This is a genomic window from Microcoleus sp. Pol12B4, assembly GCF_036701385.1.
Lineage (GTDB): Bacteria > Cyanobacteriota > Cyanobacteriia > Cyanobacteriales > Microcoleaceae > Microcoleus.
In genome coordinates this window covers 9280-26930 of the sequence record NZ_JAUBQR010000078.1, presented here as the reverse complement: position 1 = coordinate 26930, position 17651 = coordinate 9280, and the positions used below count along the sequence as shown (strand labels likewise).

Sequence of the window (17651 nt, the reverse complement as noted above, 5' to 3'; positions counted from 1 at the left end):
ATAAATCCTCAGCATTTAAGAAATTGGTTTGCTAACTGTTGCTATTGTACCTCATAACAGCGGAAAACGCTGTATATACTTAAACATCTTGATTCATTCTTGTCTAATGTCAAGTTGTGTAGGGGCGGATTCACGAGTATTCTTAATTTTAAAGCCCACAGCTTTATAAACCCGCCCCCCATATAACGACGAATCAACGGGACATGATATCACCTGTTAAAACAAGAAGATTTAACGATCGCCTGCAACGATTTTTCGACGGTTTGAGGGTCTTCTTCACGCGCGCGTGACAGGACACACTTAATTCAGTATACCGAAATTATTGACTATCCATTTCAGAGCTAGTCGCAAAGAGAGCGATCGTCCTGTAAATTCGGGTTATTCTTCAGATAATCCCCTGCTTTCTGACAACCGATACCTAAAAGATCATCGAGATTCATACTCCAAAGCAAGGGTTTACCGTAATAGTAATTCTCTTTGTCCCGAATCCAGGCAAAAATCTGCTGCCCATCTGAGTTGAAGCTGATGTTATCACCAGCAAAACTTTCCTGGTTAAAACTTTTTAGCATTATCCCATCACGGCTCCAAATTTTAACTGCACCACTATCATCAGCCGAGGCAAGCATCTCACCATTTGGGCTGAAACTAAGACTTTTAACAGACGCACTGTGTCCTGATAGGCGATGCTCAAGCTTGCCACTTTGATAATCCCAGAGGATAACAGTGCTGTCATCGCTAGCTGAGGCGATCTTTGAACTATTCGGATTGAAAATTACATCCCGAACAGGACTTTTATGTTTTTCAAGAGTTTTAATCAATCCACCTTTTAAGTTCCAAAGTTTTACGGTCTTGTCATCACTGGCAGATGCAAGTATCTTACCGTTTGGACTAAAACGGACGCGATTTACTTTATCTGTATGCTTGTCTAAAATATGGAGTGCATTACCATCAAAATCCCACAGTCTCACTGTTTTATCATCGCTGGCAGAGGCAACTAGCTGACTGGTAGGACTAAAACTGACACTATTGATGCGATCGCCGTGTCCTTTTAATGTGGCAACTATCTTTTTGTAATCGCTGTTCCAGAGTTGCACCACATCTTCTACACCGGAAACAGCAAATGTCTTGCCATCCGCTCCAAAGTGCACACTTTCAACCCGGTTCCCGTGTCCCTTAAGAGTTAGAACGAGTGTACCGTCGCTCTGCCAAAGCTTTACGGTATTATCTTTGTCCGCAGTGGCAAGCATCTTACTATCCGGGCTAAAACTGACTAAAGTAATTTTACTGTGATGTCCCGTCAGGGATTGAATAAGCTTACCATTACTACTCCAAAGGTTTACTACATTATTCCTTTCAACAGAGGCAATTCGTCTTCCATCTTGACTAACACTAATTTTAGGAACGTCACCGCCGTCATTTTTAATAGTTTTAATTACCCCACCTTCTCTGTTGTAAAGTTTGACGTTATCCTCAGCTCTCAATATAATAATTGTGCTGTCAGGGCTGAAACTAATTTTAGGGGAATCATCGCTATTCTCTGCGAGAGGCGCGATTTTTTTACCGTCACTACCCCAAAGTTTGACACTACTAGAATCAACTGATACAAGCAATTGGTTGTCAAGGCTAAAACTGACATTAACGTTATAGAAGTCTTCCGGTAAAGTGGTAATCAAAGCCCCATTCCGCCTCCAAAGTTTCACATTGCGATCGGAACTCGTGGTAGCAATAATTTGACTGTTGGGGCTGAAAATCGCGCTATAAACTAGCCCATTATGTCCCTTGAGGGTTTGAATCACTTTTCCATTGCGACCCCAAAGTTGCACGTCATTGTAATTGCTAGGGACAAATAACATCTGACTGTCGGGGCTGAATCTTACTTGACTGTTATCGGAAGGATTCCTTCGATTTAATCTGCCACTCGACTTTTCAATTGTTTGAATCAGTAAACCGTCGCGATTCCACAGCTTCACTGTGTTATCCCAACTTACAGTAGCAATAAGCTGACTGTCACGACTAAAAATAACTTCTGAAATCTTCTTTGTATGGCTTTGCAAAGTGCCTATAAACTTGCCATCTTGGTTCCACAGCTTTACTATATTGTCTTGGCTGGCAGTAGCAATCAGCCGACTGTCAGGACTAAAAATTACCTTCGTAATGCGTGCTTTCTGACCTTGCAGACTTCTAATTAGCTTGCCATCCGATCTCCACAACTTGACTGTATTATTTCGCTCTACAGTAACCATGAGCTTACCATCAGGACTGACTTCGGGAAATGACGAATTCAGCTCGAAGGTATTCAGTAATTTGTTTGTACTGTTCCACAGTTTTGTCGTCGCCTGAGTACCCATTAAAGCAATTACCTTACCGTCGGGACTGAAACTTGTGTTTTCCATGCGATCGGCAAGTTCTATGGAATTTTTTACGGTTCCCTTGCTGTTCCAAAAATTCAACTGGTTATCATCAATAGACACAGCGAAATTGTCAGGGCTAAGCCCGACAATATTGCTTTCATTCATTCGCTTTTCATGGCTCTCAAAAGTCTCAGAATCAAGACTCACCAGTTTCACTACATTGTCCTTACTAGCTACGGCAATAGTTTTAGCGTTAGGACTGAAGCTGCCAATTGTCGAAGTGGGAAGCCTTAAATCTGTCAACTCTTCAATTTTACTACCTTCTATTTTCAAAAGAGTCGCTATATTCCATTTGTTAACAGCAGCCAGCCACTTACCATCAGAACTGAAATAAGCGAAAACAGGACTCCAAAAATCTGCTCTATTAAATGTTGTCAGTAAAATACGCTCATCAATTTTCCAAATTTTCAGGGTATTGTCCCTACTAGCTACACTCAGAGTTTTGCTATCTGGACTGAATCCCAAGTCAAGAACGCCAGGACTATTTATAGATTGAAGTGGCTTGCCCTCTAAACTCCACAGTTTGATAGTACCATCCTCACTAGCTGAAGCAATCCTTTGACCGTCCGGGCTAAAACGCACGATGTTAACAGTAGAATTATGCCCTGGCAGCGTTTTAATTGGAGTGCCATCGATTTTCCAAAGTCTTACACTATTGTCCCGGCTAGCAGAAACAATTGTCTTACCGTCAGGACTAAATCGAATATTTGTCACCCAGTCGCGATGTCCTTCTAAAGTTGTAATTAATGTGCCATTAAGACGCCACAAGTAGATTTTATTATCCTTGTTTCCAGCAGCCATGATTTGACTATCTGGGCTAAAGGCAACGCTAGTGAATTCATTCCTATATTTTCCTTGTAAAGCAGGTTTTTTCTCGCTACCGTCGCGGTTCCAAAGTTTCACAGTTTTATCTTTACTACTAGAAGCAATAAATTTGCCATCAGGGCTAAAACTAATATCTGTGATAGTATCGGTATGACCCTCCAATCGGTTGCGCTCTTTTACGCTATAAACAACCTCCTGCAATCTCGACACCACTTGATTCCTAGTATTCGGTTCTATTCTCCATCCGTGTTTGAGCTTCTTTCCAGCTTTTAAACCTTCTACCAGCGCCTCTAACTCTTTATCTGAAGCCAATAAAGATTCGGAATTAGCACTAATTTGCTTGAGTTCAGCATTAGTTTGACCGATTTTCGCCTCAACTCCAAATACACCTGCGAGAACTGCGAGAACTGCCATGATAGCCCCGCCAGCCATCGCCAGTTTTAATTGGCGTTTCAGTACCCGATTTAACTCAGCTTCACTGCGCTTTCTTTGCGCTCTTTCTTTTTCCAATTCTTCAATCAGTTCATTATTTTTTTGGCGACGCACGAAATCAGCCAGATAATCGTGAACCAGTTGATAACGATTGTCGGGAAAACTAGGTAACAGCAATACCAACCCAGACTTAACAAAAATTTCTAGAACTAACTCTAAGTGACGGATATCTGTTAGTAAGTCTTCTAAACCTTTTTTTAAATCATCACGAGTTCTGAGGGGACGAGTGCTATTTTCATCTGTTAGCAGCCACAAAACAAGTTCAGCAAGCTGCTTATTTTCTGAACCGCAGTCTTTAATAACTTCTTCTAAAAATCTCGCTACCAGTGCTGCTTTCGGCCCTTTTTGTCGATATTGGGCTAGGGTGGTAATATTCTCAGATTGTAATTGTGCGCCCACAATTTGCAGTTCAACTGGACGCACCTCGTTAACTTCTCCTGCTAAATCTTTGACAAGTTCGTCAATCAAAGCAGGTTCTAACTCAAACTGAGTTCTTTCAGTTAAATTTTGAATAACTAACTTTGCCTCATCTGGCTTAAAGTTACCTAAGTAAAAAATAATATTTTTATCCAAAATATTATCATGAATTACATCAAATCTGGTGAATCGCGTACACTCTAATAAATAATGCAGGTAATCTTCTCGAAGGGAAAGAATTACTTTGACATAAGGGATATCTAAACAAGCGCGTAAAAAATCATAAAACTTTTTTCTGTCTACGCTGTCTTTACAAATAAAGAAAAATTCTTCAAATTGGTCAAAAATCAGAATGGTTAACAGATTATGCTCCGCATTTTCCCGTAACTGAGCGAGCAGAGACTCTGTTAAACTCAAGGTAGGAGAGTTAAGCCCAAAATCAGATTCGCGATCTTCTCTTTCTTCGACACTAAAAAGGGTTAAAGAAAATCCTTTTTGAATACTGACCAGTTCCTTTTTCAAACACTTAGCCAGTTCATCAGCCCAATCTGCATAAACCTGCTGTAAAACTGGCAGAACACTGCGGGCATTTATCGGCTTTTGTTTTAAAGCAGGGATTAGTCCAGCCTGTTCAATTGAACTTTTACCAACCCCTGATTCCCCGTGGATGATCGTTAGTTTGCAGTCATCTCGCTCGATCCGTTCCAGCAAGCGTTCGACACTGTGCAACCGTCCCGAAGCGGCGATTTCCTGGGCAACTTCGTCTTGCGATTCAGCAGAGGGTAACGCTGGGTTGGCAATCTGTTGTTTTGGCTGCAACCTCCCTGCACCGATGAAAGCTCGAAAACCAAACTGACTTTCGATCGCTTGTCGCTCTTGTTTAATATAAAAGGCATTGAGGTATTGTCCTTGTTGGAAATAGTCTTCTCGCAAACTTGTCAAAATCTGGATGTAAAGCTCTGGGTCGTATTGAGGTTTGGTTTGATTCCTGGCAGTTTCTAAAGTAGCAATGGCCTCTGATACCTGACCAAGTTGCTGTTGTGCTTTCGCTAGAGAAAATAAATACCAACCTTGATGAAAAGAACGTTCTAAATCCAATAAAACACTTTGTTCCGGTGATGGATTTGATATAGTCTCTGTAGCATCATTTAGTAGAAACAGAGCCTGCCCGGCCGCTTGTTTTGCCTCAATCCACAAGGATTTAGACAACGCCACTTCAGCGAGAAAGCCATGAATTCGAGCTTGTCTGAATTGGTTGTAATGGGTTTGATGGAGAACTAAGGCTTTTTGCGCCACGAGTTCTAGTTCGCGCCAATGCTTCAGCCGATGCAGCACCTCTGCCAAGAAATTGATAAATTTAGCCGCTAAGTCGGGACGGTTGGCTTGTTCAAAAGCCTCTATTGACTGTTGAAAAGACTCTCTGGCGCGATCGGCAGCTTGCTGATACTCCACGCGATGTCGTGCTGCATAATTTCGCCACCACAGTCCAATATAAAATAGTAAAAGTCCACAACGAGCGCGATCGCCTGTTTGCTGCCACAAAGCCAAACTCTGTTCGTAATGCTTGCGAGATGCAACATGGGAATTATCAGCGACTCGACCCAGGATAAATTCTAAACCAGCCTCCTGCTCTGGATCTAACGTCACCCCTCGATGTTGCAATTCTTCACGAGCTGACTTGAGTTCAGCACAACGCGGAGAACCATTTTCAATATCTAGTGCAGCATTATCTAAAAATACGTTCTCGCGAGAATTTAAAACCTTAGCAAACACCTCATCAACAGTTTGCCGAATGAATTGAATCAACTCGTCCACGGTCATTTGAAACTCCACCGTCGTTGCCCAACTGTGGAAATCTGGAATCAACCGAATCAGCTTGCACAGGATCGCATCTGTCACCCATAGCACTACAGGAAAGTTAAAGTTGCGAAACTCCTCTCGAATCTGATTGGTGGCCGTCAAAACCGCGTCGAGTTCGCGCACTGACTCCAGACCAACTATCATTAGTGCATTAGGTTGTTCTGTACCCAGTTCTTCTTTAATCCTGGTGTAGAGAGTTTGAACGGACTTTTCTAGCACCAATTCCCGTATCTGAACCGGACATTGTTCCCGCAACCGCTGCACAATTTGTTCCCGCAATGTTCTGTAGTTGCAAACGGCTAAAATTAAGGAAAACTCTTCTTGAAAGCAAGTAATTCCCCGGATCAGGGTTTTCAAAGACTCTTGATTAATCTGTATTAATTCGGGTGACGAATCATTCATGATTGCAACTCCTTTGCCTCTGCTAAAATAGGGTTGATATCAAACCAACTTTCATCTGCATCGCGATACTCAAAGACAAACAAACTCCGCAGTAAAGTTTGATATTCTTCCTCACCTCTGACAGTTTTTTGTTGCGCTACCAGCCGTAGCAGTTCCCATTCGTGGGGCGTGATTGCTTTACTCAGTTCGCTGCGCCGCTGGCTAATGACTCGCTCTACCAAATCGCGCGAAAAAGGCGGGTCGTCTTTTTTCATACAGCTATTAAGCAGCACTAACAAGTTTCGCACATGACCGCCGCTGACTTGACAGAGGTAATCTAACGTTTCTGATGCGTCAAACACTTCTGAGATTAAGCTGATGCGTTGCTCTGAATCTACATGAGGGAAAGCTCTTGCTAGAATCATTTTTCGGAGCAAAACAATGCCTTCAGAGCATTGACTGCCATCTCGTTCATGCACTCGCACCATCGGCAACAGTTGAGGATCTGAGCCAAAGCGATTAGTCAAATTTTCTTTGTCATTGGAGAAAGCTAGAACTAAGGGGACGGTGTAGACAACGTGGCACTTGAGTTTGTTGAGTTGTTCTCCTCGGTCAACAAAAAGGTACTCAGGTTGAGTTCTTCCTGATGACCTTGGCTTGCTATCAATCCGGTCTAGATTGTCAACAATCACGACCATTCCGGCTTTGCCTTGCTGCTTTAGCTGCTTTTGGGCGGGTTCAATTAGTTCCTGATTAATGGCTTCTAAGATATTATTGACTCGCGGCTCCAAGTGTTGTCTTAACAGAGAGCGAATATCTTTACTATCCTTTGCTTTGGTGGTGATTTCTCCTATTCCTACTGCTAGGGAAAACTTTCCTGGTTCTGCATTTATCCCGATATCGCCCACGACAGGAAATTTAGCTTTGATTCCCGTGATTTCTGAGTTTAAAAGGTTGGCAGCTCCTTGGAGTAAATTCTGGAAACGGGTTGGTTGGAGTTGGATTTGAGCTGCCTCCAAACTCTGGCTCACTTGACGGGCGATCGCCAGTAAGATATCGCTGATATCCACATCTGCCATATCTAAGTCTTGAGAAGACTCAAAATAGACTACGTGGAAACTTTTTTGTTCTAACTCTGCTTTTAGTCGCGATAATTCAGTGGACTTACCGCAACCGATATGTCCGGTGAATAACTGACAATTTGGTTCATCTTGGGAGAAGATTATAGCACGACCCAGTTCTTTGATCAGATTGCTCCCTCGCACTGCTGAAAAATCGATGTAATACTGTCGATCTTCAGGTTGGCTGATATCAAGAGTCCGGCTGGGATTGGATGCTTTAAAAAATCTGTGTAAATCTAGTGTCATCAAAGCCTCACTTATATATTATGCTCGATTATATTCTGCATTTAGGTTCTCAGCACTCACTGGCTCGATGCTGACTGTGTGGGGGCACTTACACCCCTCCAACTTCCAGTGTCGAAAGTTACCGTCAGGAAATCGGGTGCTTTTGATTTGACGGTGGAAAAGGTATGCTTGCAGAGTATTCGTTGGAAACCCTGCCACGCCCATTCACCGTTTTGATGGTTACATTTATTGCCATTTGTCCAGTAATGTCAAGTTTTTAACTGATTAGAGGCGTACCGATCGCAACCCATTAAATGTGGAATAGCATAAACAACCTGCGACTGCTGTCGCCGTCAATACCAGCCATTGTCAAAATAATCTTGTTTTTCTCAACTTGGATTGTTGTGTGGCTTCCCGCAGCGATTGTGCTGGCGATCGCCCTCAAATGGCATCCGCCCCAACCCCTGGGAAACAAAAAACTACCTTTACTAGCTTCCCTCTACGTGATTGTCCCATTCATTTTATGGGCGACAAGTTGGATCGAAAATACATCTTTTATTAACTGGGGTTGGGATTGGCAACCCGCAGTTTTGATGTCATTAATGCGGGGATTAGGATTAGGAATAATCAGCTTAGTAATTTTATTCGGTCTGCAATTAACAGCAGGGTGGATCGAGCTAAAAAAAAGCGAAACTTCCACCACCGAAACAGTCGAAAAACAAATTAATTTTTGGACTTTAATTTTTAACCCTGCTAGTCTGCTGACTCTGTTATTAGCACTGTGGATAAGCGCCACAGAAGAGTTAATCTTTCGCGGCTGCTTGCAAACAATCCTCCAGCAAGATTACTCAGTGCTAATCGCAGCAGCGATCGCCAGTTTCATTTTTGCGATCGCCCACCTAATTTGGGACGCCAAAGAAACTCTACCGCAACTGCCCGGATTGTGGCTGATGGGGATGGTTTTAACATTAGCCCGCATCGCCGACAATGGCAGTTTAGGATTGGCGATCGGCATTCACGCAGCTTGGATTTGGGGTATAACTACCGTAGATACAGAAAGCGCAATTAAACCTACTTCTAGGGTACCAGAATGGATTACAGGAATTGCCGCCAAGCCGCTAGCAGGTGCAGCCGGAATTCTGTTATTGCTAGCAACAGCAGCCGTACTGTCAATAGTGATTGGTTATCAACCACCAACTTGAACGCGCAACAATCCCGAATTACCCGTTTCTTATTCATTAAACATATTCCTTACCACCGCGCGCCAATGTTCGCCAGCAGGTAAAGTGTAACCACTGACTCGCAGCGGAATTTTGAGAGTTTTTTGACCGCAAAAGTCTACTGAAAATCGTTTAACTTCGCAAATCAAAAGTTTCGTCAGCCCGCAATATTTGAAAGCGCTGTGCCACTTCTTGAAACTTAGCGAGTTAACCAACAGTGCGAACGCAAACATCATAATCTTGAGTAACTAAATCCTGCACTTCTGCCCGCCACTCACCAGGCTGTACTGCAAAAATTACCTTAGCTTGATTGCCTTGATAAGTATTGGGTGCGATTTGTTCAGCATCCAATAAACTGAATTCAACCGGGACACCGTTACAAAATAACCGCAACCCGAATTGCCCGCTAGCACACTTTACGTATAAAGTTGCGGGACTTTTATCGCCCGGATCAATGAACTTAGGTAGCTTAAATTCAGCTCAAATAGGTAGGGAAACCTCCAAACGCTTTTTGACACTGCACCATTCTTTACCCGACTGAGACAGAGCAAATGCCTCAATATTATAGGAAGTAATAGCATCGGGTAATTTGAAACTAACCTCAGCCTTACCCAATTCATCGACGCGAACAATACCGCAGTAAGCTACATCAGCAAAGTCAGTCCGTGGCAAGAATTTTTCATTAGCGCGATCGGGCAAATCATGCAAATATACGCAACCATAACTTTCATTAAGAAAACTTGCTTGAATCGCAGCACCGAAAGTCACTACTTCATTTGGGTTAATACTCTGCTGAGGTTCTTTATTCAGCATTTGCCTGACTAATGCTTGAACTGCTAGAATTTGGGTAGAACCGCCAACTAAAACAACTTCATTAATGTGAGATTTGTCAAGTTTTGCCTCGCGCATGGCGTTTTCTAGGGCGTTTTCTACGAGGATGCGGTAGCGAGCGATCGAATCCGAGCACACTTCTTCAAACTTGGCCCGCGTCAAAGTCGTGTCCAAGTGTTTTGGCCCGTCTGGAGTCGCGGTAATGAACGGCAAGTTGATTTGGGCTTCGGTAACTCTCGACAGTTCAATCTTGGCTTTTTCTGCTGCAACTGTCAGACGTTGCAGTGCTTGTTTGTCTTTTCGGATGTCAATTCCTTCGGATCTTTGGAATTCATTCGCGATGAAATCGACAATTTTATTGTCAAATTCATCACCTCCTACATGAGCTTCCTCGGCAGTGGCTACCACTTCAAACACGCAATCGCCAACTTCTAGAATGGACAAGTCCAACGTGCTACCACCGAGGTCAAACACCAAGATGGTTTCGTTAGACTTTTTGTCCAACCCGTAAGCTAAACACGACGCTGTAGATTCGTCAATGATTCTCAATACTTCTATTCCAGCAAGTTTGCCAGCCTCTTTAGTAGCTTGACGTTGAGCATCATTGAAATAAGCAGGAACTGTAATTACGGCCTGATTTACTTCTTCATCCAAGTAGTTACTAGCCTCTTTAATCAGTTTTCGGATAATTTTAGCTAGTATTTCTTGGGGGGTCAATTGTTTCCCAATATTTGGACAATTAAGCTCAATATCACCATTAACATTGGTAACTTGGTAAGGTAGTTGACTGGGTTCGCGGAGGACTTCCTCATATTTGCGGCCGAGCAACTTCTTGACAGAATGAAAAGTATTTTCTGGGTTGAGTGCAGCTTGACGTTTAGCTTCCTCACCTACAAGGCAAGCTCCATCTTGAGTATACGCAACCACAGAAGGAATACTAGCGATCGCAGTAATTTGACCATACTTCTTAATAGCTATCTTTGAGCGAGTTGCACCCAAGTCAATGCCGACTACGTTGCTGCTTTTGAAACGACCCCATTCTGGGTGTTGTGTGAGGTTTTGTGTAATATAGCGAGAAGTTGCCCAATTACTTACTTCTTGTAACTTTTCCTGGAGTGAGGCGACGAGACTTTCTTCAGGACTAGCACCTGTTAAACGGCTATCCCGCACTCGCAGGTAAACGGCTGCAGCTTTATCGGCGGTAAGACTCAGTTCTACGGTTGCGCCCGGACTAGCAGTTGCAGGTGCGCTTACAGCTAGCTGTGCTATTGAAGGAACAAGTAATGTTGACCAACCTTCCCAAGCTTTATCTTCTATCCAAGCAGCAATAGCTATCAAACCTACAGGTGCGGGCACTTCAATATCTATTTCCTGTCCGCAAAAGACATGGCCTAAGTCTTTTTCACAGCAAACATTTCCTTGCAAATCTAATATTAATAACCGTGCTGCTTGTGCTCCAACCATCCACCGCAACTTCGTTTGACGGTTGGCGGGTGTGGGGTCAACAATCATCGCAGGGGTATTTTCCACCTTGCTAGTTTCACACCCAGACACGTACCAGCCATCATTCATCTCGGGCTCTGGGGTATTTTCCACCCTGCTACTTTCACTGACATACAGTCCCCGCACTAACCTAGTTTGCGGTTGCGGCATCATGCTTACTCGCAGTTGTCGCCCTAAATTTGAAAGAAAAGTTGTACCTCGGTATACCTGTTGGGAACCGGGAATCACAACTGTCGCCACTGCATCGAGGTAACTGATCCGCAATTCTAATCTTTTAGTAGTGAAAAATGGTAAATTGAAATTAGCGTCATAAATCCCAACTGTGACGGGTTCTAGTTGCTGTTCACCGAGTTTGTGTTCTCCAATCCACAATTCAACTTGTATGGGTTGGTTAAGCGGTTGATTAAAACCCTCGACTTGCAGGCTACAATTTAAATTATGTTCCTGCAATTCATGGCTTTTTAGGCTAGCTTGCAAAGGTGAGAGAACATATTCAGCTACACTGAAAGACCATTCAAATTTCTTATTTTGATATTCCCAGCCTTCCCTGTCTTTCACGTAAACTCGATAATTCCCTACAGGAAGCTGAGACAGTTCTACTAAGGTTAGTCCTTCTGCCCCTAACTCGATTTTTTGAGTGCGGTAAACGCTCCAATTTTTTTCGATCACCAATTCTACAATTTCCTGTGATGTTGCATCCTGGCTTTTTTTTATTAACCAGTCGGGGGCTATGATGAGTAAACGTATCGAGTCATGAATTGCTTGATAAATTTCCTTGTCTGGTAGGAATATACGGGATTTTTTAAAATGTGGTATTTGCGATTTTATCTTAAAACCGGGAAATATCTGACCGTTCGGCACTAAGGGAATTGTGCGCCTTTGCGGTGGGCCGTAAAAGTGTTCTAGTGAAATTTGATAATTATCATAATGTTTGGAGGGTTGGGAATCGATGAAAGCGAACGCATTTCCGACTAACATTCGATCGATATAGTAACGAGCCAGTTCTGGGTCGGTAACATGAATATTTAAATTAGACATTGCACTGTTTGAGGTGAATAAACTGTGTTTTTATATTGGCTTGGCTTGATCTAAAAACATCAGTGGAAGGTTACTACTTAAGGAGGAGAGTTTTCCCTATAACCCTTCTTAAAACGAAATTTAAGTTTTACAATTTTTACGTTATAGTTAAGAATAGCCTTCACACAGTAGGTTAGATGCACGCTGAAATTAGGGATTTGGTATAACCAATTCGTAGCGGTAAGCTACTCTTGTGGCACCATACAAATAGACTATGCGTAAATCCTATTAACGTTAATCTGCGTTAATCTGCGGTTAAAAATCAGACATTAATTCAAGTGTCGATCGATCGTCACAATCGAAACTGGCCGCAACGCATCAAAACGAGTTGAATTTCCCCCAGCCACAGAACGCGACAACTGCACTTGCACGATTCGGTAACTCCAGTGCGGTTCCCGGCGCACCCGATCGCCCATCCAGCTCAAAACAGTAGCAATATCCTCAAAAGCATCCAACGCAAGCACGATCGAGCCTCCAGGAAGCAGCCGCAGGGCGCAAACGCCCAAAATTTTAGTCAACCCTCCGCCACTACCGCCAATAAAAATCCGGTGCGGAGGACGCAAGCGGTGCAAAATTTCCGGGGCGGTTCCGTTAATCGAAAACACATTTTGCAGCCCAAAACGGCCGTAGTTGAACTCGATTGCAGAAGTACCGGAAACCGTTTGTTCGATCGCGTAAACCTCAGACTGCGGGAATAAACGAGCAATTTCGATCGACACAGAACCGTTACCAGCACCCACATCCCAGACAACTTGTCCCGGTTGCAAAGCCAATTGTCCCAGCACCAAGACCCGCACTTCCCGTTCAACCGTCAAACCCGGCTTGTCGCCACAACCCATAAAAGCTGCATCCGGTATTCCCAACAAAGGCAACTTTTCCAAATCCAAAGGTTCTGCCCTCGCGGGGGACTCGCGCAGCATCACCACCACGCTTAGCGGTGCACAAGACTCTCTCAGCAAAGCTTCCAGAGATTTGTGGCTTACCCGTTCCTCGGCCGCACCCAAATTTTCGCAAACCCAAAACTCGTAACGTGTCGGCAAATCTAGAGCTTTCACCAAATTTCCCAGGGCTTCCGGAGTATGAGTTTCGTCGGCGAGCACCGCAATTTTCTCCACACCGAGTTTGAGTTTTGCCGTCAGTTCCTCAAAATAACGTCCTTGAGAGCCAACAAAATGAGCATCTTGCCAAGGGATTTGCAAGCGATTAAAAGCCAACTGCACAGAACTGACGTGGGGATGAAAAGCCAATTTTTCTGCCGGCAATTGAGCAATTAACAACTTTCCCCAGCCGTAGAACAGCGGGTCGCCGGCCACTAAAATTACGATCGGTCGATCCCGGGGTTCCACCGTCCCCCCAGAGGGTTCTAATTCGGGTTCAGTCCCCCACCAGCGCCGAATTTCCAGAATTGCTTCGGTCAAATCTTCCAACGCCCAGCGCTCTCCATCGTGCTGGGGAAAATAGCTCAAATGGCGCTCGTTCCCTATTAGCAGAGCAGCCATTTCTACAACCTGCCGCGCCGATTCGCTCAGCCCAGCCGCCCCATCTAAACCTATACCAACCACGTGTACTTTGACAAATCCTCGGCCCGAAGGCACGAGGATTCTTGGTTCATTGGGACTACTCACGTAGCTTGCCCTCCCCAAAATTCACTGCGGTTTGCACAACCGCTGTATATCCATGCTCCAACACCACCTGCGCGGCTGCAACATCTCGATTCGTTTCATAGCCACACGTTTGACATCTATGTACTCGTTCGGATAGTTCTTTTTTGCCTGTATGAGTTTGACATCTTGGGCAGGTTTGACTTGTTCGGTTCGGGTCTACCTTGCCGAAGTATGCACCTCGCTTAAAGCAAACATGACCCAAGATATTCAGGAACTGACCAAACCCTGCATCAAGCGTGTGCTTGCTCATCATTCCCGCTGACATTGCTTTGAGGTTCAAGTCTTCAGCAAATACTGTTTGGGCTGCGTTACATAAATGATGTGCGGTCTTAAAATGGAAGTCTTTGCGACTGTTCGAGATGTATTCGTGGTGCTTGCCTATTTGGTGATGAATTTGACGAAACTTTCTAGAACCTTTTTTCTTGCCTTTGAGTTGACGTTGCAGCAATTTCAACTTGCGTTGTCCATTCAGAAAGGATCGAGGTCTATCAATCAATTCAGCATCAGAAGTTGCCAAAAAATGTTTTAACCCTAAATCAATTCCTAATTCATGCCCTGAAGGTGAGGCTTGAGGCACTGCGACATCACATTGCAAAGTTAGCATGGCATAGTAACCAGAAGCCCTCTTGACAACGCGAATTTGCTTGACATCAAACCCTTGAGGGATTGGACGTGACAGGTGCATTTGAACTAACCCAATCTTGGGTAGGTTGACCCAATCGGCACCATCAAACCGTTTAACGGATTCTAGATTCAATTGAGAGAACACAAATGAGCGTATCCGCTTTTTGAATCTACGAAAACCGTGTCCTCGTTCCCACATCGCCACAAACGCTGCCTCTCGTTGGCGCAATGCTTGCTGCAATACATGGGTGTGAGGTAGTTTCAACTCAGGAATTAACTTTTTTGCTTGGGCCAATGATTTGCATTGACGGGCAAAGGTTGGACGCGGTTCATCAGTAGGGATAATGTATTCCTGCTTAAGGCTGCACGAGTTGATATCACACTTACGAGAATTAACCCAATCTTTTCGTTCCCGCAATGCAAAGTTGTAGACCTTGCGGCAAATATTGAGCCACTGGTCGAAAGTCTGGCGTTGCGTATCGGTAGGAATGAGCTTGTACTCGTAGGTTAGATTTAACATACAACGATTGTAGAGCCAACCTGAATAATTGCGGTTCTGTTTATTCACAAACCTCTCGGAGAGATTCCTAACCAAAAGTCCCCCTTGAAGGGGGAGGCTTGTATCCCATTTTTTTGGTCACTTTTTAACCAAAAAGTAAAAAACCAGAATTACTCATTTTTCCTGGTTTTTCATAAATTTTTTCCTTGACTTTACTGTCAAACAAAAATAATTAAAGCATTTAATAGGCAATATCCTGACTCTTGTCACAGGGGAGAGGGGGCGAGAGAGTGGGAGAGTGGGAGAGTGGGAGATGGGGAGATGGGGAGATGGGGAGAGTGGGAGATGGAAAAAATCTTCACATCCATCCTCTTCCTTCTTCCTTCTTCCCTCTTCCCTCTTCCTTCGTTAAAACTCAAACACAGGCCAGTCCGGTTGCCGGAGGTAGGTGGTCATGTCGTCAAACTTCCGCAGTTCCACTCGGTGTACAGACAGTTCTTGCGGCGTGTCCAGCCATTGCTCGTTTAACTCTGACAGCAAAGCGCACAAGCGATCGCGGTCAAGGTTCGGCCCGACGTCCCCAAAATAAGCCAGAGTAATGTGGGCCGTAAAATGATATTGCTGTTCGATTCCCAAAGCCATTAAATCGGGATTTTGATAGATCGATCGACGAAACTCCAGAATTTGCTTGTAAGAGTTTTCGTCCGTCGGTGCTAAACAAACACCCACAGCTCTAGTCATCACCATCAACCCCAGCACTATCCAGCGAATGGGAGGGCCCCCCGCCAAGGGTTTGCAGGCGGCAAAACGATCGGCCATGCGCGAGCGCAGTTGCTCCTCAAATTCGGGATTTTTATCAGAGGCATCTCGAAAAGCGCTGCTCCAAATCAAATCGGCTACGGTTAAATGGAAGCTATCAGGAGGCAGTGCCACGATCGCACCGTCCGCTATTTCATGCAATAGCCGTTGTTGGATCGAGTGCAAATTACTATAAAGTGCAGCATTTTCTGCATCTTCCCCAGCCGGCGGCGTAATCACCGAATAACCCGGAAAAGGTACAGGATCTCTGTGACCAGCTTCGTCCGGCTTAAATTTTGGAGATTCCTGAATGTGTTCCACCTGCGACTTGTAAGAGTCCAGCAGCGTCATTCGCGCCACCCGATTTACGTAAGCTTGATAAGTATCATCCAATCTTGATTTCCTCGCGGTGACATACTCCCACACCAAATTTTATATTATGGCGCGGGCTTCCAACAGCCCAATTCAGGATATGTTGGACAAGCCTCGCGTGCAACTCTGATTTTTTGGGCTAGTGAGCGTTTTTCATGCAAATTTACCTGTTTTGGGGGGAAGACGACTTTGCGATGGCGCAGGCTGTGACAAGTTTGCGCCAAACAGTCCTCGACCCCAACTGGGCTACTTTTAACTATGACAAGATTATTGCCGATCGACCCGACACTGTGGTCGAAGGGCTCGATCGAGCCTTAACGCCCCCCTTCGGTACCGGCAGCCGTTTTGTCTGGCTGGCAAATACGACTGTTACGCAGCAGTGTTCTCCAGAACTGTTAGCGCAATTGGAACGAACACTGCCAGTGATTCCCCCTACCACCGTGCTGCTGCTGACATCCGTCAAAAAACCCGACAGCCGGCTCAAGTCTACCAAGTTACTTGTCCAGTCCGCCCAAGTGCGGGAATTTTCACCGATTCCACCTTGGAATGACAAAGAATTAGTCCAGCGGGTGCGCCAAGTCGCCGCCGAAATGAACGTAAAATTGACCGCCACAGCGATCGAACTTTTGGCCCAATCAATTGGTAGCGATACCCGCCAGCTATACAGCGAACTCGAAAAATTGCTGCTGTTTGCGGGCAACCGCAGCCAACCTCTGAACCCGGAAGAAGTTGCGGCACTGGTGCACTGTCACGCCCAAAATACCTTCCAGCTAGCCGATGCGATTCGCGAGGGCAATACCTCCGCCGCTTTGGATTTATTGGCAGGCTTAACTGGCCGCAGCGAGCCTGGTTTGAGGATTGTGGCTGGCTTAACTGGTAAGTTTCGGATTTGGCTTTGGGTAAAGGCCATGATCCAAGCGGGCGATCGCGATGATAAAATTGCTCAAGCTCTAGATCTCGGCAATCCGAAACGAGTATACTATTTTCGGCAAGAAGTCAAGAACGCCAGCTTAGAAAAACTACAAAAAAGTTTGCCTTTGCTGCTAGACTTAGAAGCTTCTTTAAAGCGGGGGCGGGAAGAAATCTCAACCCTGCAAACCAAAGTTATAGAACTTTCTAGCTTGTTTCGCTGATGCGTGACAGGACACAGGATCGGCTCCTTACTGTAAATTTTTACAACAAATTTCGATAGCGGCTATGTGCTGGATGCCGGATCGCGGGCCAAAAGGTCAATAGAGACTAGAAATACTCTCTGAATGGCAAAGTAGAAGTTAATGTGGTAAATAAATATTGTCCGCCGAACGCCGATCGGTTAATATTATTTGCCGGCT

Annotated in this window: 9 protein-coding genes and 1 pseudogene; 2 read left to right on the top strand and 8 right to left on the bottom strand. The window is 44.6% G+C overall.

The window, feature by feature from the left end:
• Positions 1-341: 341 nt before the first annotated feature.
• Both QUA38_RS13185 and QUA38_RS13180 read right to left on the bottom strand, forming a co-directional pair.
• Entirely contained in the window at positions 342-6407 is a 6066-nt protein-coding gene (locus QUA38_RS13185; RefSeq protein WP_333162404.1) for a WD40 domain-containing protein, read from the bottom strand.
• On the bottom strand, positions 6404-7753 hold the full coding sequence (locus tag QUA38_RS13180; RefSeq protein ID WP_333162403.1) for a P-loop NTPase fold protein: 1350 nt from the start codon (positions 7751-7753) through the stop codon (positions 6404-6406). Before QUA38_RS13180 ends, QUA38_RS13185 begins: the two co-directional genes overlap by 4 nt.
• Positions 7754-8046: 293 nt before the next feature.
• On the opposite strand from QUA38_RS13180, the gene QUA38_RS13175 reads away from it, so the two are divergent.
• Positions 8047-8934, top strand: a complete 888-nt coding sequence (locus QUA38_RS13175) for a CPBP family glutamic-type intramembrane protease (RefSeq protein WP_333162401.1) — start codon at positions 8047-8049, stop codon at positions 8932-8934.
• A gap of 225 nt (positions 8935-9159) precedes the next feature.
• Here the strand turns inward: QUA38_RS13175 and QUA38_RS13170 are convergent, their stop codons facing one another.
• The 6 genes and pseudogenes from QUA38_RS13170 to QUA38_RS13145 form a co-directional block, all read right to left on the bottom strand.
• Entirely contained in the window at positions 9160-9303 is a 144-nt protein-coding gene (locus QUA38_RS13170) for a hypothetical protein (protein WP_333162400.1), read from the bottom strand.
• 129 nt (positions 9304-9432) lie between these two features.
• Entirely contained in the window at positions 9433-9567 is a 135-nt protein-coding gene (locus QUA38_RS13165) for an alpha-2-macroglobulin family protein (protein ID WP_333162408.1), read from the bottom strand.
• A gap of 117 nt (positions 9568-9684) precedes the next feature.
• Positions 9685-10851, bottom strand: a pseudogene (locus tag QUA38_RS13160) (Hsp70 family protein); the annotation flags it as partial.
• A 1781-nt stretch (positions 10852-12632) separates the two neighbouring features.
• Positions 12633-13988 carry a precorrin-6y C5,15-methyltransferase (decarboxylating) subunit CbiE gene (cbiE, locus tag QUA38_RS13155; RefSeq protein WP_333162399.1) on the bottom strand — a complete coding sequence of 452 codons (1356 nt, stop codon included), beginning with the start codon at positions 13986-13988 and terminating at the stop codon, positions 12633-12635.
• Positions 13981-15171, bottom strand: a complete 1191-nt coding sequence (locus QUA38_RS13150) for a transposase (RefSeq protein WP_333162406.1) — start codon at positions 15169-15171, stop codon at positions 13981-13983. The genes cbiE and QUA38_RS13150 overlap by 8 nt, the downstream gene beginning before the upstream one ends.
• A gap of 387 nt (positions 15172-15558) precedes the next feature.
• Positions 15559-16299: a DUF1868 domain-containing protein gene (locus tag QUA38_RS13145; RefSeq protein ID WP_333071611.1), complete on the bottom strand. Its 741-nt coding sequence runs from the start codon at positions 16297-16299 to the stop codon at positions 15559-15561.
• Between the two features lie 176 nt (positions 16300-16475).
• On the opposite strand from QUA38_RS13145, the gene holA reads away from it, so the two are divergent.
• Complete coding sequence (holA, locus tag QUA38_RS13140) at positions 16476-17453, top strand: DNA polymerase III subunit delta (RefSeq protein ID WP_333162397.1); 978 nt, start codon at positions 16476-16478, stop codon at positions 17451-17453.
• Positions 17454-17651: the final 198 nt, after the last annotated feature.

What these genes read in the sequence shown, in the direction of transcription:
- QUA38_RS13185 (WP_333162404.1), bottom strand. Translation starts at nt 6,407, where the DNA reads ATGAATGATTCGTCACCCGAATTAATACAGATTAATCAAGAGTCTTTG.
- QUA38_RS13180 (WP_333162403.1), bottom strand. Translation starts at nt 7,753, where the DNA reads ATGACACTAGATTTACACAGATTTTTTAAAGCATCCAATCCCAGCCGG.
- QUA38_RS13175 (WP_333162401.1), top strand. Translation starts at nt 8,047, where the DNA reads ATGTGGAATAGCATAAACAACCTGCGACTGCTGTCGCCGTCAATACCA.
- QUA38_RS13150 (WP_333162406.1), bottom strand. Translation starts at nt 15,171, where the DNA reads ATGTTAAATCTAACCTACGAGTACAAGCTCATTCCTACCGATACGCAA.
- QUA38_RS13145 (WP_333071611.1), bottom strand. Translation starts at nt 16,299, where the DNA reads ATGACGCTGCTGGACTCTTACAAGTCGCAGGTGGAACACATTCAGGAA.
- holA (WP_333162397.1), top strand. Translation starts at nt 16,476, where the DNA reads ATGCAAATTTACCTGTTTTGGGGGGAAGACGACTTTGCGATGGCGCAG.